Genomic DNA, 21570 nt, shown 5'->3' on the forward strand with positions numbered 1-21570 from the left:
AGAAGAATGGCGTCATCAGTGTCGATAGCGAAAACAGATTAAAAGCACACGGAGTGCAGAGAATGTTGAACTGGTCATTGCTGTCGGTGTTCGTGCCGACTTTTTTTCTGGTCTCGCTGACGCCGGGCATGTGCATGACATTGGCGATGACGCTGGGCATGACGCAGGGCGTCAAGCGCACTCTATGGATGATGGTGGGTGAGCTGCTGGGAGTTGGGTTGGTGGCGGTATCAGCGGTGATTGGGGTTGCCACCATCATGCTGCGCTACCCGATGGTATTCTCGGCCTTCAAGCTGGCGGGTGGAGCCTATCTGGCATGGCTGGGTATCCAGATGTGGCGCTCGCGTGGGCGTCTGGCACTGGGCGCTGCAGGTGAGGCCAGTGCGGCACCGCGTGCCTCGCGGCGTGAACTGGCCACGCAAGGCTTCGTGACCGCGATTGCCAACCCCAAGGGCTGGGCCTTCTTCATCGCGCTACTTCCGCCGTTTCTGGACGCCAGTCTGCCGATGGCTCCGCAGTTGGTGGCGCTGGTCGGCATCATTCTGACGCTGGAATTCAGTTGTCTGATGCTTTACGCCGGTGGTGGTAGCGGATTGGCACGTTGGCTGGGTCGCGGGTCGCGTGTGCGACTGATGAATCGCGTCGCAGGTACCCTGATGATTGGCGTGGGCATCTGGCTCGCCACGGGATGAGCGCATGATTGCAATGTCGCCAGACACAGAAAGGCCCGCCAATGGCGGGCCTTTCTGTGTCTATCAGCCTGGTCAATTGCGGCGTAATGTTTCCAGCGCCGCCGCCGCCACGATGAAGCTGCCACCCACCAGCGTCATCCAGGTCGGTACTTCGCCGAGGATTAACCAAGCCAACAGCACGCCGTAGACAGGCTGCATGCAGCCAATCATGCCGACGGTCTTGGCCTTGAGACCGCCGAGGGCAAAGGTCATCAATGCATGGGGTGTCGCAGTGAAGACGATCGCCAGTACCAGCATGGCGATACCGGTGCCTGGGCTTGAGTCCATGATGTCACCAGAAGCAAACGGCAAGGTGAGAACGACTACGCCAAGCGCCTGCAAACTCATCGACAGCACTGGATTGATGTGGCTCAAACGATAGCGCACCAACAGGTTGCGTATCGCGAACAGTAGCCCCGAGAATACGCCCCACAGCACTCCCGCCAGACTATCACTATCTACATTGCCGTTACCGCCTGGTACCAGTAGCCATACGCCTACGCAGACCAGTGCAGCAGCAGCGAGATCGCGTGCTTTCAGGCGCGTGCCCTCGACCCAGGGTTCTAATAACACGATGAATATCGGATAAGTAAACAATGCCAGCATGCCGGTCGCTACCGATGATACTTGCATGGCATGGAAGTAGCTGACCCAGTGGACCGCCATCAGCAAGCCAGCCAGGCCGATCAGCGCCCAGTCCCGCCCACTCAAGCGCAGCGAAACATTCCACTTCAGGCGTGCAATCCACAATAGGAAGAGCCCCGCGAGCAGGCTGCGCCAGGTGGTGATATCGAGTGCTGATAGCGGCAGGCTTTTCGAGAATAGTGCGGTGCCGCCTAACAAGGCGATACCGAGATGAATCGCCATCAGGGCCTGTGGCTGATTGGCGGGAGGGGCTGCGGGACCGGGCATGAGTATCCTCGTGATAAAGATCTTGTTATCGAAAGCTGGATGAGTTCGGGCTGGCTAAAGCGGTAGCCACAGGATTCGGGCCAGCAGCAGCAGCAGGCTGATAGCGCTTAGCCAGAGCACGGGGAGCGGTTGCGTAGCAGGTACTGGCGGCTGACGTACGAAGGCCGGGTAGCTGATACGTACCAAGGCACAGACCAGTAAGCCCAGGCAGGCACCACCGAGGATATCGCTGAGGTAATGTACGCCGAGTGTGATGCGTGACAGGCCTATCAGGGTGCAGAGCGCAATTGCTCCCCAGTAAATCCAGCGACGTCTTGATGAAGGCTGTCGTTCAGCAATGAAGGCAGCAGCCAGGCCGAATACGGCCACCGCGCCAGCCGTATGTGCACTTGGGAACGACATTGAACCTTCGAGAAAGGCTGGCGTGCCGGGTCTGGGGCGTTGAATCAAGTACTTGAGTACGGTGTTGGCGCACGCGATACCAACCCAGGCAGCTGTCAGGTGCAGCCAGGCAGCATGACGGCGTTTGAGCAGTAGCCATAACAACCACGGTGCGACCAGCGCTGCCATGCCGCTACCATCGCCCAGCTGAGACAGTATCAGGCTCACTTGATGCAGGAAGTTATTCGGTACTAGCGCATTGAGACTGATGGCCAGCGAAGCTGCTACGCGATCGATCCACCAGGGCTCAGGGTGTGCCAGTGCTGTCAGGCTCATGGCTGGCACACTGATGACGGCAAAGATCAGCAGTGCCATCGAGGCGAGCGGAAACTCGCCCTCAGGGTCAGGATGGCGCAGTTGCCACCATAGACGACGTCCCGATGAGGTCTTGCGCATCCGACATGCCAGCCAGTGGTACAGGCGACCTTCACGACCCAACTGGCGGCGCAGGAAGGAAAAGGCAAAGGCGCATAGAATCAGTCCGCACGCGAACCCTATGAGTAGGCCGTTAGCTCCATCAGGAAGCGTAAATAGTGACTGCCAAGTCTGACCTAGCAGGTAGCCCGGCAGCAGGTAGGCCGGTGACCATGCCAGCGCCGACAGGCCATTGACCAGAAAGAATTTCGCGGGTGGCATGTTCAGCATGCCAGCCACCAGCGGAATGATGGGCCGCACTGGGCCGACGAAACGCCCGAAGGCGATCGACCAGCTGCCGTGACGATGAAAGAACTGCTGGCCGTGGTCCAGCCACTCTGGATGGCGTGAGAAAGGCCAGCGTCCGGGGAGCTGATCACGATAGCGGACACCCAGCCAAAAACTGACACCATCGCCGATAATGGCGCCAAGCGCGCCCGATATCAGTAGCAATGGTAACGACAGTTCAAGATGACCGGCTAGCGATGCACCCGCGGTGAGGATGACCACGCCAGGGACCAATAGCCCGATGATGGCGAGGGATTCAAGCAGGGAGACAAGGCCGATGATACTGATGAGTGCGATGGGATGATCGCTAAGCACTGCCATCAATGTGGTGGGGTCTAGCCAGTGGGTCAGTGTGGCAAGGGTGTTGCTCATTCATTGAGATCCATCAGGGCAAGCTGGGCAGCCAGCAGGCGTTGCTCGAGTTTTTGCGACGTGTCACTGGCCTTGTAAATCACTAGGCGGGCGCGGGCAATGATTGATCCGGTTTCCGGTTGAGTGGTCGCGGCGAGTGCTGCGGTCAGGCGTTCACGCATGATCAGGGCGCCGGCCTCACCGGTATTGGGTAGCATCAGCCACAAGGTGGCTTTATCGCTACGACACAACAAGTCTCCCAGACGAGAGATGTCCTGCATGACTTCGCTTGCCGTGGATAGGCATTCGATGCGTCTGTCTTCGCCGAACTGTTCGCTGAGCATTTCCAGCTGGGGGAGATAGATCACCAGAATACTCAATGGCTGGTCCAGCGCTCTGGCGCGTGCCGCCTCACTGGTCAGACGCTCCCGGCCGGTACTGGCATTGAACGCGTTGCACTCGGTTTCTTCGCTGGCAGTCAGCGTCATGAAGTCGGCTTGCAAACTATTGATGACGAAGGGTTGGCTGGCGACCAACAGTAAGCACAGATAACGTAACTCTTCCCCAAAGTTGTCATCCTGCTGCCCTAGCAACCATAACCATAATGGAGCTAGCACCAGATTGAGCAACATGGCCGGTGCGAGTGGCAGCAGCAGCAGCGTCAGAATGCAGGGCAGCCCCAGCCATAGCGATAGCCCCGGATAGGCCCCTGGTGCTTCCAGCGCCAGCATCAAATAGCTGGCAATCAGCGTGAGATAGGAGGGTAGGGGATTTTCGTCATCGAGGAGGTTGAGCCCAGTGGCAATGCCCATCAGGAGTGTTGATAACACTGGCGTTAGAATATGGTCGAAATCGCCGACAAGATAACGCCACAGGGCATAGGTGGCGATCACTAACGTCGCCAGTAGCATGATCAATGTCTTGCGGTTGGCGAGTTGACGGTGATCGCGGGTATGAGTGAGAGCAGTAAGAAATGGCATCAGTCGTCAACCTCCCTATGCGAGGCGATATCCTGCGAGTCAGCGCGAGAGGACAGAGGGGACAATAGCGTGATCAGTTCGCTTTCTTGAGCCAGATTGAGACCAAGGTTGGTCAGATCAAGCGCATGTATATCGCCGTTGTTCAAGGGCTGAATGCGCGCACGTACCTGCATGGCGAGATGCTCTATCAGCTGGCGCCGTCTCAGGCTGGCCATGCGTTCAGCTCGCGTTACCAACAGTACCGCCAGGCAGCCGCCGTTGAGTATATAGCGGGTTTCATGCGCCATCGCTGCGCTGTCCAGTGTGTTCATCAGGCGTCGACGGACGAGGCGGCCGGGCATGACAGGTGCCAACAGTATCAGCTCGATATGAATGCCTTCGCGATCAGCACGCGCAATTTCTCGCGGTAGATCACGCATCAGCTGGTATTGTGACCAGATAGCCCGATTCGGGTCGCGGCGGCCGCGGCGCTCCAGTTGATGCCAGACGTGTTGCTGACGCCGTCCGCCAATGGCACCGAGCGCCATCAGGGTCGCAGTGATGCCGATACCAAGGCTTAGCCAGTCACTGCCCAGCGGCCTGAGGGCGTACCAGGTCGTGACAAGACCGATGGCTGCGCATGCGGGAGCTAACCAGCGTGGACGTGGGTACAGCAGCAGAACGGGGAAGCCCCACAGCCACATCAGGTGTTGTTCTGGCGCCAGCAGTATCAGCGCCGACATGATGAGCGCGACGCTGAGCATGACCAGTGTTCTGAACCAGCTGAGGGCAAATAGCTCGTGGGCCAGAGAGACAACCAACAGCATGGTGCCCCCCACGGCAAGCAGCAGTGCAGTGACCGTCAGGCCGAGGCTGATCTGGCGAGCTGCTTCCAGCAGCAGCAGCACAGAGCCGAGCAGGCAGACGAACTGACTGATGCGGACTTTGAACTTGATCTCCATGGTGTCTTATATTGGCACCTTTCCCGTGGATGGTATGAAGCTGGCCGTTTTCCTTGGCCGAGCAGTATTAGACAAGCAGTCTTGTGCAAATCAGTGGGCAGCATACCCCAAACGGCGAGTTTCCAAAGCGCCTGCGATCATCAGGGCACCTTTGACTCCTCCGCAAGCCGGATGATGATGGGTCAGTGGCTACCGATCGTGGACAACTCAAACAAGCGAGGCAAGGCACATGAGCGAGCAGGGCAAGTACGACATTACAGATGTCGTAGCTTACATGAACCGTCTGGGGCATGAGGCACGTGCGGCAAGCGTCGTGATGCGACGTGTCGATAGCGGCATCAAGAATCGCGCCCTGCAGACCATGGCGCGATTGATTGACGAGCGCCGTGATGCGCTTATCGAAGCCAATGGCGAAGATTTGGTGCGCGCGCGTGCCAATGACCTGTCAGACGCGATGGTGGACCGGCTGGCGCTGACCACGCCGCGTATCGACGCCATGATCGAAGGGCTCGAGCAGGTGACGGCACTGCCAGATCCGGTCGGCGAAGTTGACGGGTTGCGCTATCGTCCCAGTGGCATTCAGGTCGGTCACATGCGTGTGCCGTTGGGCGTGATCGGCATCATCTTCGAGTCGCGCCCCAATGTGACCATCGAAGCGGCTAGCCTATGCCTCAAGTCCGGTAATGCTTGCATCCTACGTGGCGGCTCCGAAGCCGCTGCCAGTAACCGTGCACTCGGCGAGATCATCAGCGAAGCGCTGATCATGGCGGGCTTGCCGGCGACGGCGGTGCAGGTCGTCGCGACGACGGATCGCGCCGCTGTCGGCCAGTTGATCACGATGTCCGAGTTTGTCGACGTCATCATCCCGCGTGGCGGCAAGAGTCTCATCGCGCGTATCTCTCGTGACGCGCGCGTGCCGGTCATCAAGCATCTCGATGGCATCTGTCATGTCTATATCGATGCCACGGCAGACCTCGACATGGCGGTGAACATCGCCGAGAACGCCAAGACGCATCGTTATGGCACTTGCAATACCATGGAAACGCTGCTGATTGATGCTCCCGTGGCCGCTGAGGTGTTGCCGCGTATCGCTGAGCGCCTGGCGGCGCATGATGTAGAGATGCGAGGCTGTGAGCGCACCTGTGCACTGTTGCCGCAGGCGGTGACGGCCAGCGCAGAAGATTGGGACACCGAATACCTTGCACCGATTCTGGCCATTCGTATCGTCGATGGCATTGAAGCGGCGATGGCGCACATCGAACGCCACAGCTCAGGACATACTGAGGCCATCATCACTGAAAACTATTCTCTGGCGCGGCGCTTCATGGCAGAAGTCGATTCAAGCTCGGTGATGGTCAATGCCTCCACCCGCTTTGCCGATGGTTTTGAATATGGACTAGGTGCCGAGATCGGCATCTCGACTGACAAGCTGCATGCCCGCGGACCGGTAGGTCTGGAGGGGCTGACTACGCGCAAGTATGTCGTGTTTGGTGAAGGGCATATTCGTCAGTGAAACACGACGACATTCAACGTGCTCTTCAACACGCACCAGTCTTCTCGCCTCGGGCGCTGGACGATAGTCAGCGTCCGCTGAATGTCGATGGCAGCGCGCAGGAGCGTGAGGCGGTACACGACACGAGTCCCCACGAGCATGATCACTCTCGCTTGGAAGAAGCGAGCGAGACAAGTCGCGGGTTTGAAGGTTGTCTTGGTCCTGTGCCGCGTGTAGCGATGCTGGGAGGTACCTTTGATCCTATCCATCATGGCCATCTACGCAGCGCCATCGAGCTGCGCGAAGCGCTGGGGCTGGATCATGTGCGCCTGATTCCGTGCCACCAGCCACCACACCGTGAGGCACCTGGCGTCAGTAGCGAAGAGCGACTGGCCATGTTGGAAGTCGCGATTGCAGGTGAGCCAGGCCTCATGGCGGATGACCGTGAGTTATTTCGTGAGGGTCCGTCCTACAGTGCCGATACTCTAGCGAGCCTGCGTGCGGAATATGGCCCGCAGGCGCGTCTGGTGATGGCGATTGGCCATGATGCCTTCCTGAAGTTGGGTGAATGGCACGCTGCTGAGCGCCTTTTTGATGATGCTCATGTCGTCGTGATTGAGCGGCCGGATCACGATGCGCCCTTGCCACCAGCACTTGAAGCCTTGATTGCTGGGCGCGAAGTTGAAACGGTACAGGCATTGATGGCACGACCGGGTGGGCAGTTGTTGCGGTTATCATTGCCGACACGGATGGCCATTAGCGCGACCTTCGTGCGCGAACGACTGGCATTGGGGGATAGCGTGCGCTATCTACTGCCTGAGACGGTGATCAGGCACATTGAAGCGCACGATCTTTATCGTCCACAGTCGGAATGAAACTGTCGTTATCTGCGTGAAATAGTGCCATGGAATGCCTTCATGACTTGCCTTTGGTGAGTAGATTGACGATGCCCATAGGCGCGCGCACTCCCAGCGGGTAGAATGCGCCCCCTGCCGAACAAACTCCCGAGGAAACATGCAGACCGAAGCTCTTAAAAACCTGGTTATCGACGCACTTGAAGACCTCAAGGCCCAGGAAATCAGCGAGATCAATGTCTCAAAGCTGACTAGCGTCACTGATATCATGGTCATTGCCACTGGTACTTCCAGCCGGCATATCGCTGCACTGGCCAACAATGTGCAAGTCAAGGTCAAGGAAGCGGGTGTGAAGCCGCTAGGCTGTGAAGGCGACAACGGTTCCGACTGGGTGCTGCTGGATCTGGGCGACGTCGTCCTTCACGTCATGCTGCCGGAAACCCGTGCACTGTATGACCTCGAGCGTCTGTGGAGCGATCTGCCCCGCGAGACGCGTGAAGAGTACGAACAGCGCAGCTAATGCCTGTATTTGGCTGACGTGTGAGAGCGAAAGCGTCGGGCAAGGCAGAAAAGCGCCAAAGGCGGACGCATGCCTGTCAACGGCACTGCCGGATGATATGACAACGCATGGGGCAGGACATGAAGATCCGAGTATTGGCAGTCGGGCAGAAAATGCCCGATTGGGTGGAGAAGGGTAGCCGAGAATATCTCAAGCGCATGCCGCGAGATTTTTCGCTTGAGTTCATCGAGCTGGCGCCCGGCAATCGCGGCAAGAATGCGGACATCGCCCGTGCCATGGCCAGTGAAGGCGACCGGATGCTGGAAAAACTCAAGGGAAATGAACATGTTGTTGCCCTTGATGTCCTAGGTAAGGCTTGGAGTACCGAACAGCTTTCCCGTCATGCAGATGACTGGCGACTGGGTGGGCGCGATGTGGCCATTTTGATTGGTGGCCCCGACGGACTCGATCCACGTTTGTTGGCACGTGCGACCAGCGCTGGTCACTCTCGGCATTGACTCTGCCGCATCCGCTGGTGCGTATTGTGCTGGCGGAACAGCTCTACCGTGCCTGGACATTACTGGTCGGGCATCCTTATCACCGGTAAGCGCCAGTCGCTTGCGACAAGACACAAGTTGCGAGACCCGCATGCGCCAACGCCGGGCGACGATCAAGAATCCCCAACAGGAAGTGCGGATCTTTCGCCTTCGCAGCATCGTGGCTGCCAGCCTTGTCTTGGTGCTGGCCTGCTGCCTGTTGGCACGACTGTTCTTCCTTCAGGTTGTTGAACACGATATCTACACCACGCGTTCGGACAAGAACCGCGTGCGTGTCGAGCCCTTGCCGCCCACTCGCGGCTTGATCTACGACCGCAATGGTCGCCTGCTCGCTGAAAATCGTCCCAATTACAACCTGACCATCGTGCGTGAGCGCGCTGTCGATCTCGAGACAACGCTTGAGCGTCTGGTGGAGATTCTTGATCTTCCGCCGGATGAGATTGAAGACTTCAAGGAACGCTCGCGCCAGCGTCAGCGTCCCTACCAGCCTGCCTTGCTGATGAGCGAGCTGAGCCAGGAGCAGATTGCCCGTCTTGCGGTCAACCGCTACCGCCTGCCTGGCGTTGAGGTCGAGGCTCAGTTACTGCGTTATTACCCCGATGCCAAGCCGCTATCCCATACGTTGGGATATGTTGGGCGCATCAATCAGGCAGAACTCAAGACGCTCGACAAGGGCAACTACTCAGGCACCCACTTCATCGGCAAGACGGGCATTGAGCGCTTCTATGAAGAGCAATTGCACGGGCAGGCCGGACTGCGCAAGGTGGAAACCAACGCCCGTGGCCGTGTGCTACGCGAGCTGTCGCGCACTGATCCGGTCCCTGGCAAGGATTTGACCCTCACTGTTGACCGTGGCTTGCAAGATCTTGCCTATCGGCTGCTCAAAGGGCGGCGGGGGGCAATTGTTGCCATCGAACCCAAAACGGGTGAGATTCTTGCCATGGCCTCGGTGCCAGGCTTCAATTCCAATGAGTTCGTGACTGGCATCAGTGTCAAGAGTTATCGCGCGCTGCGTACCGATCTCGATCTTCCGCTATTCAATCGCGCCATCCGTGGTCAGTACCCGCCTGCCTCTACCGTCAAGCCCTTCATGTCATTGGCGGGTCTTGAAAATGGTGCCATTACCACGAGTACGACCTTTTTCGATCCCGGTTACTTCCAGTTGCCCAACGACAGTCACAAGTATCGTAATTGGCTGCGCTGGGGACATGGTCGCGTCAATATGCGGCGTGGCATTGCCGTCTCCAATGACACCTATTTCTACAATGTCGCCTACCGGCTGGGCATCGATCGCATCAGTGAGTATATGCACAAGTTCGGCTTTGGCGAGCAGACTGCATTAGATGTTCAGGGGGCGTTGCCGGGGTTGATGCCCTCCAAGGAATGGAAGCGCAATCGTTACAATAAGCCGTGGTATCCCGGTGAAACCATCTCCATCGGTATTGGTCAGGGCTATTGGCTGGCGACACCGCTGCAACTGGCTGCCGCCGAGGCGACGCTGGCCAATCGTGGCAAGCAGGTACAGCCACATCTGGCCAAACGGATTGGCGATGACGCGGTGCTGTTGCCCGAGAGTGATCAAAAGCCGCCGATCGTGCTGGACAATCCTGCCTGGTGGGACGATGTCATCTCGGCACTCGAGGATGTGGTCAGCGGCCGTGAGGGGACAGCACGCAAGTATGTTGGTCCTGGTCTCAAGTATCGCATGGCAGGAAAGTCAGGTACTGCACAGGTCTTCACGCTTGGGCAAGATCAGAAGTACAACGGCAAGGAACTGGCGGAACGTCTGCGTGACCATGCCTTGTTTGCGGCCTTTGCACCGGTCGAGGATCCCGAGATAGCGGTCTCGGTCGTCATCGAGAACGGCCAGGGTGGCAGCTCTGTGGCAGGCCCGATGGCGCGCGCAGTGACGGATTACTGGCTGTTGCCGCGAATCGAACCTGCGGCGCGTGATACTGCGCTTGCCTTGGTCGAGGCTCTCAAGCCACCTCCAGAGCCGTTAGACAGTGAAGGTGAGCAAGGAGAGAGCAATGCCGACTGATTATCAGCGTTCGATGCGCGGAATGGGCGGCGATCTCAACCAACGCCGTCGCACCAGTCTCTGGGAGCGGATGCATCTGGACCCATGGCTGCTGTTGCTGCTGTTGATCGTGCTCGGCTGTGGGCTGATCGTGCTGTACAGCGCCAGCGGCCAGGATATTGATTTCACGCTGCGCCAGGCATCGCGTCAGGCGCTGGCGTTAGGTGTCATGATTGGCTTGGCCCAGCTGTCGCCTGGCACCTTGTATCGCTGGGCGCCGGTTGTCTACGGGGGCGGCTTCCTGATGTTGGTGGCGGTAGAGGTGCTAGGAGATGTCGGCATGGGCGCGCAGCGCTGGCTGGTCATTCCTGGTGTCGTGCGCTTTCAGCCTTCCGAGCTCATGAAGCTGGCCATGCCGATGATGGTGGCGTGCTGGTTAGGGCAGCGGCCGTTGCCGCCGCGCTGGCGAGATCTTGCCGTCTGTGCAGTGATCATCGTGGCGCCGGTGCTGCTGATTGCGCGCCAGCCTGACCTTGGGACCTCGTTGTTGGTTGCCTCTGCTGGCGTATTCGTCATCCTGCTGGCGGGGCTGTCCTGGAAGTTGATTGCCTTCTTCGGTGCTCTGCTGGCCTCCGCCATGCCGCTGTTGTGGATGGTGATGCATGATTATCAGCGTCGCCGAGTGCTGACCTTCCTGAATCCTGAGTCTGATCCACTGGGGTCTGGCTGGAATATCATTCAGTCCAAGACGGCGATCGGTTCCGGCGGTATCTTCGGTAAGGGCTATACGCTGGGCACCCAGTCGCAACTCGAATTCTTGCCAGAGCGGCATACCGATTTTATCGTCGCGGTCATCGGTGAAGAGTTGGGGTTGATCGGTATGAGCTTTTTCCTCGCACTGTACGTGTTGATCGTACTGCGTGGACTGGTAATGGCGAATAATGGCCAGGATAGCTTTGCTCGTTTGACGGGCGGTGCGATCATCCTGACATTCTTCGTATACGTCTTCGTTAATATCGGCATGGTGTCCGGTATTTTGCCGGTGGTGGGCGTTCCGCTGCCATTGGTCAGTTATGGTGGGACCTCCAGCGTGACCTTGTTGGCTGGCTTCGGTATTCTCATGAGCATTCATACTCACCGGCGCCTGCTGTCGCGTTGATGCGACGTAAAGCAGTGGCTGAGTGGCAAGGACATTCGCGAGCACGAGCTCGCAGACAGGCAAGGAGAGAGTCGATGACGGTGAACAATGCGCGTGGGCGACGTCTGAAGAGCTGGGGTGCTGCCCTGGTAGTGGCAGCACCGCTACTCGGTATGGCCGGGGCAGTTACAGCTGCACCGGACGGCTTCGCGCCGGCGACTCACCCGGAAACTGCCAAGCTGGTAGATGAGCTGGTGGCCAAGGGGCTGAATCGCGACCGTGTGACCGAGCTGATGAATCAGGCCGATTACAGCCAGAAAGTGCTGGATGCGATGTCCCGTCCTGCCGAGGGGCACCTGCGCTGGGACCAGTACCGTGCCATCTTCATGAAAGAATCGCGTATCGAAGCCGGTAAGCGCTTTATCGCTGAGCACCGCGAGACCTTTGACCGTGCGGAAGCCGAATATGGCGTGCCGCCGGAAGTCATCGCCGCCATCATTGGTGTCGAGACCTTCTTCGGCAAGCATACCGGCACGCACCGCGTCATCGATTCGCTCTCTACGCTGGCCTTTGATCACCCGCGTCGTGGCACTTTCTTCCGCGGCGAGCTGTCGGCCTTCCTGCAGCTGACGCTAGAACAGGGTATCGATCCGCTCTCCATCAAGGGCTCTTACGCCGGCGCGATGGGTTATCCGCAATTCATCCCGACCAGCTATCAGGCCTACGCCGTCGATTTCGATGGTGATGGTGTGCGTGATCTGTGGAATAACCCGGTCGATGCTATCGGCAGTGTCGGCAATTATTTCGCACGGCATGGCTGGAAAGCGGGTGCGCCGGTGGTCAGTGTGGCAGATGGCCCGGGCAAACCGCCGTCATCCGTGACCTTCAACAAGACCAAGAAGCCTTACATGAGCGTTTCTGCGCTTGAGGCTGCCGGTGTTGACGTCGCCGATGGTGTGTCGGGCAACACTCAAGTCATTCCGTTGGCGCTGGACCTCAAGAAGGGCTATCGCTACGCCGTGGGTTACAACAACTTCTACGTCATTACCCGTTATAACCACAGTCATCTGTATGCCATGGCCGTCGATGAATTGTCCCAGGCGATCAAGCGTCGCCTTGAGGATGGGGGTGCTGGATGAGCTGGTCACGCGCGCTACCGCTAGCACTAGCGCTTGCACTATTAGCCGGGTGTGCCAGCAGTGGGGGCACGCAGGTCAGTGATGGCGCATCGACCAGTACTGGCAAGAAGGCGGGTAAGAATGGTCGCTACGATATGGACGCCGATGCCTACCCTGAAGATGCACCGGATGTCTCTACCGTGCCGGACGCCGTGCCGCAGGTAGAGCCTTACACGCGCAGCGGCAATCGCAGCGAGTATGAGGTGTGGGGCAAGCGCTATAACGTAATGGAAGATCCGCGCGGCTATGTCGCCGAGGGCACTGCCTCATGGTACGGCAAGAAGTTTCATGGCTACGCCACTGCCAGCGGCGAGGTCTACGACATGTACACCATGACGGCAGCGCATAAAGGACTGCCGTTGCCGACATATGCCCGCATCACGAATCTGGATAATGGCAAGCAGGTCATCGTCAAGGTCAATGATCGTGGGCCGTTCCATGATGATCGACTGATTGACCTGTCTTACAGTGCGGCGTGGCGCCTTGACATGCTGGGACATGGCACAGGTCATGTGCGTGTCGAGGCACTTGATGCCGCCACTTGGCGTCCGAGTTCCAGTCCGACCAAGGGGACGGCAGAATCTGAGCGTCTGTTGGCTCGCAGTCAGGCCGTTCGTCGTGAGCAGGGTATTGCCGGGCTTGAGGAAATGGACGCAACGGGCGGTTCTGCCACGACTGCTGCTTCAGGCGCGGGCGTTGCTGCCAAGCCCGTGGTAGCCTCTGCGGCGCGCAATTCCGGCGCGGCTGCGTCTGGTGGGGTTGGCGAGGCCAGCTTCCTGCAGGTCGCGGCAGTCAGTGACCAGCGCAAGGCTGACAGCATTCGTCAACGCATTGGCACAGCGCTTGATCGGCCGGTCCGCGTGCTGGGAGATGGCAATCTGTACAAGGTGCAGGTTGGCCCGCTGGAAGACAATGTCCGTATCGAGCCCCTGAAGTCGGCGCTGGCCAGTGCTGGCTTCGCTGGTGCCTTTAGCGTCAAGGCGCCGCGCTGAGACGGTGAGAGCGTGTCAATTAATCATGTATCCCGTGACGGGGTGCAACATGGCCGAGGCTAACGTCTCGGCTAACGCATGAGTGTCAAAGAGATTCCAACATGTCCTTGAAAGCCAGACTTCTTCCACTCCGGCGTCGGCTTGCCACGCTGATGGCAGCCAGCGGCATTGCGCTGGTGGCCAGCGTTACTGCCAGTCCGGTTCATGCCATTGAAACCGATACCCTGATCCCGGCTGCGCCGCAGCTGGCAGCGTCATCGTGGATTCTGATGGATGCCAATTCCGGTCGTATTCTGGTTGAGCATAATTCTGATCAGCGCTTGCCGCCGGCCAGTCTGACCAAGATGATGACGGCCTATCTTGTCGAGACCGAGATTGATGACGGCAAGCTGAGCCCGGATGAGGAGGTGCGCATCAGCGTCAATGCCTGGAAGACAGGCGGCTCGCGTATGTTCATCCGCGAAGGTACCAGCGTCTCCGTTGATGACTTGCTGCATGGCGTCATCATTCAGTCCGGCAATGATGCCAGTGTCGCGTTGGCTGAGCGTATTGGCGGCAGTGAAGGTTCCTTTGCTGACCTGATGAACCAGCATGCCAAGCGTCTGGGCATGAAAAATACCCACTATATGAATGCCACTGGTTTGCCGCATGCAGAGCATTACTCCACTGCGCATGATTTGGCGATTCTGGCGCGTAGCATCATCGAGGACTACCCGGATCACTATCAGATCTACTCCCAGAAATACTTCACCTGGAATGGCATCAAGCAGCCTAACCGCAACAAGCTGCTGTGGCGTGACAAGGATGTTGACGGCTTGAAGACCGGTCACACTGAAGAAGCGGGCTACTGTCTGGTAGCCTCGGCCAAGAAGGACGACACCCGTTTGATCAGTGTCGTGATGGGGACTAGCTCCGAAGAAGCCCGTGCTCAGGAGTCCCAGAAACTTTTGACCTATGGCTTCCGCTATTTCGAAAGCAAGAAGCTCTACGACAAGGGCGCAGTGCTTAACCAGGCTCGTGTCTGGGGTGGCGATAAGGACCAGGTACGTCTTGGTATGGCGAAGGATGTCTACCTGACCGTGCCGAGCGGTCAGTCCGATAAACTGACTGCGCGCCTGGATGTGAGTGAAACCATCAAGGCACCGGTTCAGGCGGGTGAGCAGTACGGCACTCTCCAGATCAAGCTGGATGACAAGGTGTTGGCTGAAGAGCCGCTGGTCGCGCTCGAGTCGGTGGAGCAGGGTGGATTGTTCAAGCGTCTGTGGGATGCATTGATGCTGTTCTTCCACGGCTTGTTCAACTGACCTGAACATCTCGACTGTGCCAGTCGTGTACCTGTCATTATCAGGGCCACGATGACCAGAAAGGGCGATCCGGCTGACGGATCGCCCTTTGTTGAGTAGAATGGTCGGAAATAGATTTACATGAAGGGCTATATCCATGGCCAAGACGCCAGAAGTGGGTGGGCAGACGCCCCCCAAGATCGAATATCCCTGTGATTTTCCCCTCAAGATCGTCGGCACTGCTGCTGAAGATCTTGTCGAAGTAGTCTGCAATATCCTCGAAGTGCATGCGCCGGGCTTTGATGCGACGGCCATCTCTTGGCAAGACAGCAAGAATGGCAACTACCGCAGCGTGCGTGTGGTGATCATCGCTACCAGCACTGAGCAGCTAGACGCCTTGCACCGCGACCTCAAGGCCACTGGTCGTATCCACATGGTGCTGTGACGCCCACGTGACACGTCTGCCCCCACCATCTTGCGTCTTCAGTACGGGAGCGCATGCATGAACACGATTCACGTCTATCATCTTGGCCTCATGTCCTACGGCGAAGTGTGGTCGGCCATGCGTCATTTCACCGACACGCGCGAGGCCGATGCGCCGGACGAGCTGTGGGTGGTGGAGCATCCTGCAGTATTTACCCAGGGTCAGGCTGGCAAGCCAGAGCATCTGTTGATGCCGGGTGATATTCCGGTAGTGCAGACAGACCGAGGCGGGCAGGTGACCTTTCATGGGCCGGGTCAGCTAGTGCTTTATCCGCTGCTTAACGTCAAGCGCAGTGCCATCGGTGTACGTCAGTTGGTGACGGCACTGGAAAAGACGGTAGTGACGGCACTGGCGGAACATGATATCGAGGCGTATCCGCGCCCTGATGCACCGGGTGTTTACGTGAAAAAATCGGCGCAGCGTGGCGATGATCCGCGTCGGTCGATGGAAGAGGCCAAAATTGCTTCGCTGGGGCTGCGCATCCGTCGTGGCTGTAGCTTCCACGGTGTAGCAATCAATCTGGATATGGACCTCGCGCCTTTCGGGCGCATCAATCCCTGCGGCTATGCCGGCATGGCGATGACCCAGCTACGCGACCTGACTCGCGAGCCAGTGGATCTTGCCATCGAGCGTAACCGCCTGGTGCGTTGTCTGGGTACAAGCCTGGGCGACGTAACCCTGACTCCGGTGAGCGGGCTGCCCGCGGCACTGGCTGACATTTCTCGAACAGCAGGACAGAACTGATGACCGAGACCATCGTTACCCCGAAGCCCGCCCCGTCCGCCGCTCCTGCTCGTAAGGAACGCGGCGTGAAGCTGCGTGGCGCCGAGAAGGTCGCCCGTATACCGATTAAGGTGATCCCCTCCGATACTCTGCCCAAGAAGCCGGATTGGCTGCGCGTACGCATGCCGGCTTCACCGGAAATCACACGCATCAAGCAGACTCTGCGTAAGCATGGCCTGCACACGGTGTGTGAAGAAGCCTCCTGCCCGAACCTGGGTGAGTGCTTCAGTGGTGGCACCGCGACCTTCATGATCATGGGTGACATTTGCACGCGTCGCTGCCCGTTCTGCGATGTGGCACATGGTCGCCCGAATATCCTGAATGCTGATGAGCCGCGCGAACTGGCCGAGGCCATCGCCGAGATGCGACTGAATTATGTCGTGGTGACCTCGGTTGATCGTGATGATCTGCGCGATGGCGGTGCCAACCACATCGCTGAGTGCATCAGCGAGATTCGCGAGAAGTGCACGGGTACCGAGATAGAAGTGCTGGTCCCGGACTTCCGTGGCCGTATGCAGGTCGCACTGGACGTGCTCGAACAGACGCCACCCGATGTCTTCAACCACAACCTGGAAACCGTGCCGAGCCTGTATCGTCGCGTACGTCCGGGGGCTGACTACCAGTGGTCGCTTGATCTGCTCAAGGGCTACAAGGAGCGTCGTCCGGAAGTGAAGACCAAGTCTGGCTTGATGCTGGGCGTGGGCGAGACTGACGAGCAGGTGCTCGAGGTGCTGCAGGATCTGCGCAACCACGGCGTTGATATGCTGACCCTAGGCCAGTACATGCAGCCGTCACGCAATCACCTGCCGATCGATCGCTGGGTGCATCCTGATACCTTCGATTGGCTCGGTCAGAAGGCGCGTGAGATGGGCTTCTTGCATGTGGCATCCGGCCCATTGGTACGCTCCTCCTACCACGCTGATAAGCAAGCACATGGTGTGGAAGTGAAGTAAGACATTCTGTGTCTCGTCATGAAAAAACCGCCTCGGAGACTTTCTCCGGGGCGGTTTTTTCATGGGCTGCCAGCGACCCCGTGCAACGCTATTCGGTGGCCAGTGGCAGGCATGCCACGCTATGGCCCGGCATTGGCTCCATGGGCGCACTGAAGTGCGCATTCAGCTCTGGCAGCAGCTCACGGACGAAGCGCAGGAACAGCTCAGTCACCGGCGTCGGATAGCGGTCCTTGGGGTAGACGGTGCACCATGAGCGTCGCAGCGGGAAGCCGGGCAATGACGGTGAAGCCAATAGCCCCGAGGCCAGCTCCAGCTGAACTGCCAGGCGCGGCAGGATCGCGACGCCGAGATGTGCCATCACACCCTGCTTGATGGCCTCATTGGAGCCCAGCTCCAGCGTATGGCGCAGCGAGACGCGCTCGCGCGCGGCGAACTCTTCAAAGGCGGTGCGCGTGCCAGAACCCGGTTCGCGCATCAGCATGTAGTACTGCGTCATGTCTTCCAGCGTGATGCCCTTTTCCGTCAGCAACGGGTGGCCCGGCCAGACGATGGGAATCAGTTCATTGTCCAGAATCGGCATGAAGGCCAGATTGGCGTCGTCCGGCACCATGCCCATGATCACCAGGTCATCCCGGCGTTCGGCGAGGCGCTCGAGTGCCTGGCCGCGGTTACAGACCTTGAGGCGTACCGAGACTTCCGGATAGCGAGCACGAAAGCGCGCCAGAATATGTGGCACCACATACTGAGCGGTGGACACTGCGGCCAGGTTCAGCTCGCCACGGATTGTGCCAGCAATCTCCGACAGCTCCATTTGCAGGCTCGAGACCTCGCCAAAAATCGACTGTACAGAGCTTGCGAGAGCGTTGGCAGCGGGCAAGATATGCAGTGTCTTGCCGGCGTATTTGAACAGCGATTGTTCAAGCGCCTGTTCCAATTGGCGGATTTGAGCACTAACTGCCGGTTGTGTCAGGCCGAGTTGCTCTGCAGCACGTGAGTATGACTGCTGGCGATAGACTGCCTGAAACACTTGTAACTGTCTGAAAGTTAAACGATTTAACAGGTTTGGACGCGACATGACACACCCAGTCATAAGGTTTTGCTTATAGATTGGCAAAAAAATATCAACTTTTCTATTGGTCTCTCGCTGGGTAGCGTGGAAAGTCTGATAACAAGACCACAGCGTTCCGGCAGGGAGAGTCACCATGTTCCGCAAGTTGCTGATTGCCAACCGAGGGGAGATCGCAGTGCGCATTGTACGCGCCTGTGCAGAGATGGACATCCGCTCTGTCGCGGTCTACACCGAGCCAGATCGGTTCTCATTGCACGTCAAGCGCGCAGATGAGGCGCATTTCATTGGTGAAGACCCGCTCGCTGGCTATCTGGATGCGCGCCGACTGGTAGATCTGGCGCGTGAGACGGGCTGTGATGCTATCCATCCGGGCTATGGTTTCTTGTCTGAAAATTCAGAGTTTGCGCGTATTTGCGAGACCGCCGGCATCGCGTTCGTCGGGCCGACCAGTGATGTGATCGCCCGCATGGGCGACAAGACCGAAGCGCGCGCTGCAATGAAAGCGGCAGGCGTGCCCGTGACTCCGGGGTCTGCTGGTAATCTGGCTGACGTAGAAGAGGCGCTGTCAGTCGCAGAGAAGATTGGCTATCCGGTGATGCTCAAGGCTACCTCAGGCGGAGGTGGCCGTGGTATCCGGCGTTGTGATGATGCACACCAGCTGGGGCAGGCATGGGGACGTGTCATCTCCGAGGCGACCAAGGCCTTCGGCAGTGCTGCTGTCTTCCTCGAACGCTGTGTGGTTGATCCGCTGCATATCGAAGTGCAGATTCTCGCAGATAATCACGACAACGTGATTCATCTGTTCGAGCGCGATTGCTCCATTCAGCGCCGCAATCAGAAGCTGATCGAGATCGCACCCAGCCCACAGCTGACGCCCGAGCAGCGCTCCTATGTGGGTGAGATGGCCGTCCGCGCTGCGCGTGCCGTGGGTTACCGCAATGCGGGTACGGTGGAGTTTCTGGTCAAGGGCAATGAAATCTACTTCATGGAGATGAACACTCGCGTGCAGGTGGAGCACACCATCAGCGAGGCCATCACCGGGGTGGATATCGTCCGTGAGCAGATTCGCATCGCCTGGGGGCACAAGTTGTCTTTCCGCCAGGAAGATATTCGTCACCACGGCTACGCCATCCAGTTCCGCATCAATGCTGAAGACCCCAAGAATGACTTCCTGCCGAGCTTCGGCCGCATCACGCGCTATTACGCGCCGGGTGGGCCTGGCGTGCGCACGGATACGGCGATCTACACCGGCTATACCATTCCGCCGTATTTCGACTCCATGTGTCTCAAGCTGATCGTGTGGGGATTGACGTGGGAAGAGGTCATCAATCGTGGCTCGCGGGCACTCAATGACATGCGCCTGCAGGGAGTCAAGACCACCGCGCCTTACTATCAAGAAATCCTCAAGCATCCAGACTTCCGTAATGCGCATTTTGATACTGGCTTTGTCGCGGCGCATCCGGAGCTGACTCAGTATTCGGTCAAGCGTTTGCCGGAGCAGACAGCTCTGGCGATTGCCGCCGCCATTGCAGCGCATGCGGGGCTTTAGGCAAGGGTGCATGAGCCAAGCCTCGTATTAGTCAAATACACTTACAATTAAAAGGATTGCTGACATGACTGACATTGCTTCTTCTGTCGCTGCTTCCCCTGCTGATGTATCTGCTGACACCGTTAAAGTTACCGAAGTCGTACTGCGCGATGGCCATCAGTCTCTGATAGCGACCCGTATGCGTACCGAAGACATGCTGCCTATTGCTGCACGTCTCGATCAAGCCGGCTTCCACAGTCTTGAAGTGTGGGGCGGCGCGACCTTTGACGCCTGTGTGCGCTTCTTGAAAGAAGATCCTTGGGCGCGCCTGTCAGCTCTCAAGGAAGCCATGCCGAATACACCACTGCAGATGCTGCTGCGTGGCCAGAATCTGCTCGGCTATCGTCACTATGCCGATGATGTGGTGGAAGCCTTTGTGGAGCGTGCAGCGGCCGGTGGTATCGATATCTTCCGTGTATTCGATGCTCTGAATGATTTGCGCAACATGGAAACTGCCATGCGCGCTGTCAAGAAGGCTGGCAAGCATGCTCAGGGCACTATCTGCTACACCGTGAGCCCAGTGCATACACTTGAGATGTTCGTTGAGCAGGCCCGCAAGCTGGTCGAGATGGGAGCTGATTCCATCGTCATCAAGGACATGGCAGGGCTGCTGACGCCTTATGCGACCTTTGATCTGGTCAGTGCATTGGTCGCCGAAGTCAGTGTGCCGATTCATCTTCATAGCCACGCCACGGCAGGGCTTGCGCCGCAGTGTCAGATCAAGGCGGTAGAGGCCGGCTGTCGCCATATCGACACCTGCATCTCGGCCTTTGCCGGCGGTACCAGTCATCCGGCGACGGAATCCTTTGTTGCCTCGCTGCGCGGCACGCCTTGGGATACCGGGCTTGAGCTTGAGGCATTACGTGAGATTGGTGATTACTTCCGTGAAGTGCGCACCAAGTACTCCGCTTTCGAGAGCGAGTTCACGCGTGAGGATGTCTCGGTACAGATCAGTCAGATTCCGGGCGGCATGATGTCGAATCTGGCCAGTCAGCTGAAAGAACAGAATGCGTTGGATCGCATTCGTGAAGTTTTCGATGAGATTCCGCGTGTACGTGCTGATCTCGGCTATCCGCCGCTGGTCACGCCGACTTCACAGATTGTTGGCACTCAGGCGGTCCTCAACGTGCTGACGGGCGAGCGCTACAAGAGCATCACCAACGAGGTGAAGCGCTACCTGCAAGGGGGGTATGGCCAGGCACCGGCAGCCGTCAATGAAGATGTACGCTCACGTGCCATCGGTACTGCCCCCGTGGAAACAGGCGCCCGGCAGATCTGTTGTCTCCCGAGATGGCACGCCTGACTGAAGAGCTGGGCGCGCTGGCCGAGTCTCCTGAAGACGTACTGACCTTTGCCATGTTCCCGGAATTGGGGCGTGATTTCCTGACTGAGCGTCGCGATGGCACGCTCGCGCCGGAAGTGGTGCCACAAGGTGAGGCGGAACGTCCGGTTTCCTCCGGCGTACCGACCGAGTTCGTGATCGACGTGCATGGTGAATCCTATGCTGTTCAGATCACCGGCGTGGGTGGAGCCAAGGGCAGCAAGCGTCACATTTACCTGACGCTGGACGGCATGCCGGAAGAGGTCGTGTTCGAGGCCAAGGATGACTATGTGGCCGCAGG

The 21570-nt window shown here is 58.3% G+C and carries 18 protein-coding genes and 2 pseudogenes; 15 read left to right on the forward strand and 5 right to left on the reverse strand.

Annotated features, from left to right (window positions below):
* Window positions 1–62: 62 nt before the first annotated feature.
* Window positions 63–692 carry a LysE family translocator gene (locus BF12_RS0101890; protein ID WP_024950789.1) on the forward strand — a complete coding sequence of 210 codons (630 nt, stop codon included), beginning with the start codon at window positions 63–65 and terminating at the stop codon, window positions 690–692.
* A 72-nt stretch (window positions 693–764) separates the two neighbouring features.
* Here BF12_RS0101890 and BF12_RS0101895 read toward each other — a convergent pair whose 3' ends face one another.
* From BF12_RS0101895 to BF12_RS0101910, 4 genes are read right to left on the reverse strand one after another with little or no spacing between them, the layout of a single operon-like run.
* The gene (locus BF12_RS0101895; RefSeq protein WP_051510652.1) at window positions 765–1643 is read right to left on the reverse strand and encodes a DMT family transporter; all 879 of its coding nucleotides are present in this window, start codon (window positions 1641–1643) and stop codon (window positions 765–767) included.
* A 54-nt stretch (window positions 1644–1697) separates the two neighbouring features.
* Window positions 1698–3158 (reverse strand): bifunctional DedA family/phosphatase PAP2 family protein, encoded by a 1461-nt coding sequence (locus BF12_RS0101900; protein ID WP_024950791.1) that lies wholly within the window; start codon window positions 3156–3158, stop codon window positions 1698–1700.
* Window positions 3155–4117 (reverse strand): diguanylate cyclase domain-containing protein, encoded by a 963-nt coding sequence (locus BF12_RS0101905; protein WP_024950792.1) that lies wholly within the window; start codon window positions 4115–4117, stop codon window positions 3155–3157. Before BF12_RS0101905 ends, BF12_RS0101900 begins: the two co-directional genes overlap by 4 nt.
* Window positions 4117–5058: a hypothetical protein gene (locus BF12_RS0101910; protein ID WP_024950793.1), complete on the reverse strand. Its 942-nt coding sequence runs from the start codon at window positions 5056–5058 to the stop codon at window positions 4117–4119. Before BF12_RS0101910 ends, BF12_RS0101905 begins: the two co-directional genes overlap by 1 nt.
* A gap of 229 nt (window positions 5059–5287) precedes the next feature.
* Between BF12_RS0101910 and BF12_RS0101915 the strand changes: the two genes are divergently transcribed.
* From BF12_RS0101915 to lipA, 12 genes and pseudogenes are all read left to right on the forward strand, one after another.
* Complete coding sequence (locus BF12_RS0101915) at window positions 5288–6571, forward strand: glutamate-5-semialdehyde dehydrogenase (protein WP_024950794.1); 1284 nt, start codon at window positions 5288–5290, stop codon at window positions 6569–6571.
* On the forward strand, window positions 6568–7425 hold the full coding sequence (gene nadD / locus BF12_RS18240) for a nicotinate-nucleotide adenylyltransferase (protein ID WP_024950795.1): 858 nt from the start codon (window positions 6568–6570) through the stop codon (window positions 7423–7425). Before BF12_RS0101915 ends, nadD begins: the two co-directional genes overlap by 4 nt.
* Before the next feature lie 139 nt (window positions 7426–7564).
* Window positions 7565–7924 (forward strand): ribosome silencing factor, encoded by a 360-nt coding sequence (gene rsfS / locus BF12_RS0101925; RefSeq protein WP_024950796.1) that lies wholly within the window; start codon window positions 7565–7567, stop codon window positions 7922–7924.
* Between the two features lie 119 nt (window positions 7925–8043).
* Window positions 8044–8510: pseudogene (rlmH, locus tag BF12_RS18245) on the forward strand (23S rRNA (pseudouridine(1915)-N(3))-methyltransferase RlmH).
* Window positions 8511–8551: 41 nt separating this feature from the next.
* Window positions 8552–10501: a penicillin-binding protein 2 gene (gene mrdA / locus BF12_RS0101935; RefSeq protein WP_024950797.1), complete on the forward strand. Its 1950-nt coding sequence runs from the start codon at window positions 8552–8554 to the stop codon at window positions 10499–10501.
* Window positions 10491–11639 carry a rod shape-determining protein RodA gene (gene rodA / locus BF12_RS0101940; RefSeq protein WP_024950798.1) on the forward strand — a complete coding sequence of 383 codons (1149 nt, stop codon included), beginning with the start codon at window positions 10491–10493 and terminating at the stop codon, window positions 11637–11639. Before mrdA ends, rodA begins: the two co-directional genes overlap by 11 nt.
* A 74-nt stretch (window positions 11640–11713) precedes the next feature.
* A complete protein-coding gene (mltB, locus tag BF12_RS0101945; protein WP_024950799.1) occupies window positions 11714–12757 on the forward strand; it encodes a lytic murein transglycosylase B in 1044 nt (347 codons plus the stop codon).
* On the forward strand, window positions 12754–13788 hold the full coding sequence (locus BF12_RS0101950; RefSeq protein ID WP_024950800.1) for a septal ring lytic transglycosylase RlpA family protein: 1035 nt from the start codon (window positions 12754–12756) through the stop codon (window positions 13786–13788). Before mltB ends, BF12_RS0101950 begins: the two co-directional genes overlap by 4 nt.
* 101 nt (window positions 13789–13889) lie before the next feature.
* Entirely contained in the window at window positions 13890–15092 is a 1203-nt protein-coding gene (locus tag BF12_RS0101955) for a D-alanyl-D-alanine carboxypeptidase family protein (protein WP_024950801.1), read from the forward strand.
* 136 nt (window positions 15093–15228) lie between these two features.
* Window positions 15229–15516: an HP0495 family protein gene (locus tag BF12_RS0101960; RefSeq protein WP_024950802.1), complete on the forward strand. Its 288-nt coding sequence runs from the start codon at window positions 15229–15231 to the stop codon at window positions 15514–15516.
* A 57-nt stretch (window positions 15517–15573) separates the two neighbouring features.
* Entirely contained in the window at window positions 15574–16299 is a 726-nt protein-coding gene (gene lipB, locus BF12_RS18250; RefSeq protein WP_024950803.1) for a lipoyl(octanoyl) transferase LipB, read from the forward strand.
* A complete protein-coding gene (gene lipA / locus BF12_RS0101970; RefSeq protein WP_024950804.1) occupies window positions 16299–17291 on the forward strand; it encodes a lipoyl synthase in 993 nt (330 codons plus the stop codon). Before lipB ends, lipA begins: the two co-directional genes overlap by 1 nt.
* A gap of 88 nt (window positions 17292–17379) precedes the next feature.
* Here the strand turns inward: lipA and BF12_RS0101975 are convergent, their stop codons facing one another.
* On the reverse strand, window positions 17380–18366 hold the full coding sequence (locus BF12_RS0101975) for a LysR family transcriptional regulator (RefSeq protein WP_024950805.1): 987 nt from the start codon (window positions 18364–18366) through the stop codon (window positions 17380–17382).
* Between the two features lie 127 nt (window positions 18367–18493).
* Between BF12_RS0101975 and BF12_RS0101980 the strand changes: the two genes are divergently transcribed.
* Window positions 18494–19909 (forward strand): acetyl-CoA carboxylase biotin carboxylase subunit, encoded by a 1416-nt coding sequence (locus tag BF12_RS0101980; protein ID WP_024950806.1) that lies wholly within the window; start codon window positions 18494–18496, stop codon window positions 19907–19909.
* 64 nt (window positions 19910–19973) lie between these two features.
* A pseudogene (locus BF12_RS18255) lies at window positions 19974–21570 on the forward strand (pyruvate/oxaloacetate carboxyltransferase); the annotation flags it as partial.

The sequence above is a fragment of the Cobetia crustatorum genome (assembly GCF_000591415.1).
Lineage (GTDB): Bacteria > Pseudomonadota > Gammaproteobacteria > Pseudomonadales > Halomonadaceae > Cobetia > Cobetia crustatorum.

What these genes read in the sequence shown, in the direction of transcription:
- BF12_RS0101950 (WP_024950800.1), top strand. Translation starts at nt 12,754, where the DNA reads ATGAGCTGGTCACGCGCGCTACCGCTAGCACTAGCGCTTGCACTATTA.
- BF12_RS0101915 (WP_024950794.1), top strand. Translation starts at nt 5,288, where the DNA reads ATGAGCGAGCAGGGCAAGTACGACATTACAGATGTCGTAGCTTACATG.
- BF12_RS0101905 (WP_024950792.1), bottom strand. Translation starts at nt 4,117, where the DNA reads ATGCCATTTCTTACTGCTCTCACTCATACCCGCGATCACCGTCAACTC.
- rodA (WP_024950798.1), top strand. Translation starts at nt 10,491, where the DNA reads ATGCCGACTGATTATCAGCGTTCGATGCGCGGAATGGGCGGCGATCTC.
- BF12_RS0101900 (WP_024950791.1), bottom strand. Translation starts at nt 3,158, where the DNA reads ATGAGCAACACCCTTGCCACACTGACCCACTGGCTAGACCCCACCACA.
- BF12_RS0101955 (WP_024950801.1), top strand. Translation starts at nt 13,890, where the DNA reads ATGTCCTTGAAAGCCAGACTTCTTCCACTCCGGCGTCGGCTTGCCACG.
- mrdA (WP_024950797.1), top strand. Translation starts at nt 8,552, where the DNA reads ATGCGCCAACGCCGGGCGACGATCAAGAATCCCCAACAGGAAGTGCGG.
- BF12_RS0101910 (WP_024950793.1), bottom strand. Translation starts at nt 5,058, where the DNA reads ATGGAGATCAAGTTCAAAGTCCGCATCAGTCAGTTCGTCTGCCTGCTC.
- BF12_RS0101975 (WP_024950805.1), bottom strand. Translation starts at nt 18,366, where the DNA reads ATGTCGCGTCCAAACCTGTTAAATCGTTTAACTTTCAGACAGTTACAA.
- lipA (WP_024950804.1), top strand. Translation starts at nt 16,299, where the DNA reads ATGACCGAGACCATCGTTACCCCGAAGCCCGCCCCGTCCGCCGCTCCT.
- BF12_RS0101895 (WP_051510652.1), bottom strand. Translation starts at nt 1,643, where the DNA reads ATGCCCGGTCCCGCAGCCCCTCCCGCCAATCAGCCACAGGCCCTGATG.
- mltB (WP_024950799.1), top strand. Translation starts at nt 11,714, where the DNA reads ATGACGGTGAACAATGCGCGTGGGCGACGTCTGAAGAGCTGGGGTGCT.
- BF12_RS0101890 (WP_024950789.1), top strand. Translation starts at nt 63, where the DNA reads ATGTTGAACTGGTCATTGCTGTCGGTGTTCGTGCCGACTTTTTTTCTG.
- lipB (WP_024950803.1), top strand. Translation starts at nt 15,574, where the DNA reads ATGAACACGATTCACGTCTATCATCTTGGCCTCATGTCCTACGGCGAA.
- BF12_RS0101980 (WP_024950806.1), top strand. Translation starts at nt 18,494, where the DNA reads ATGTTCCGCAAGTTGCTGATTGCCAACCGAGGGGAGATCGCAGTGCGC.
- BF12_RS0101960 (WP_024950802.1), top strand. Translation starts at nt 15,229, where the DNA reads ATGGCCAAGACGCCAGAAGTGGGTGGGCAGACGCCCCCCAAGATCGAA.
- rsfS (WP_024950796.1), top strand. Translation starts at nt 7,565, where the DNA reads ATGCAGACCGAAGCTCTTAAAAACCTGGTTATCGACGCACTTGAAGAC.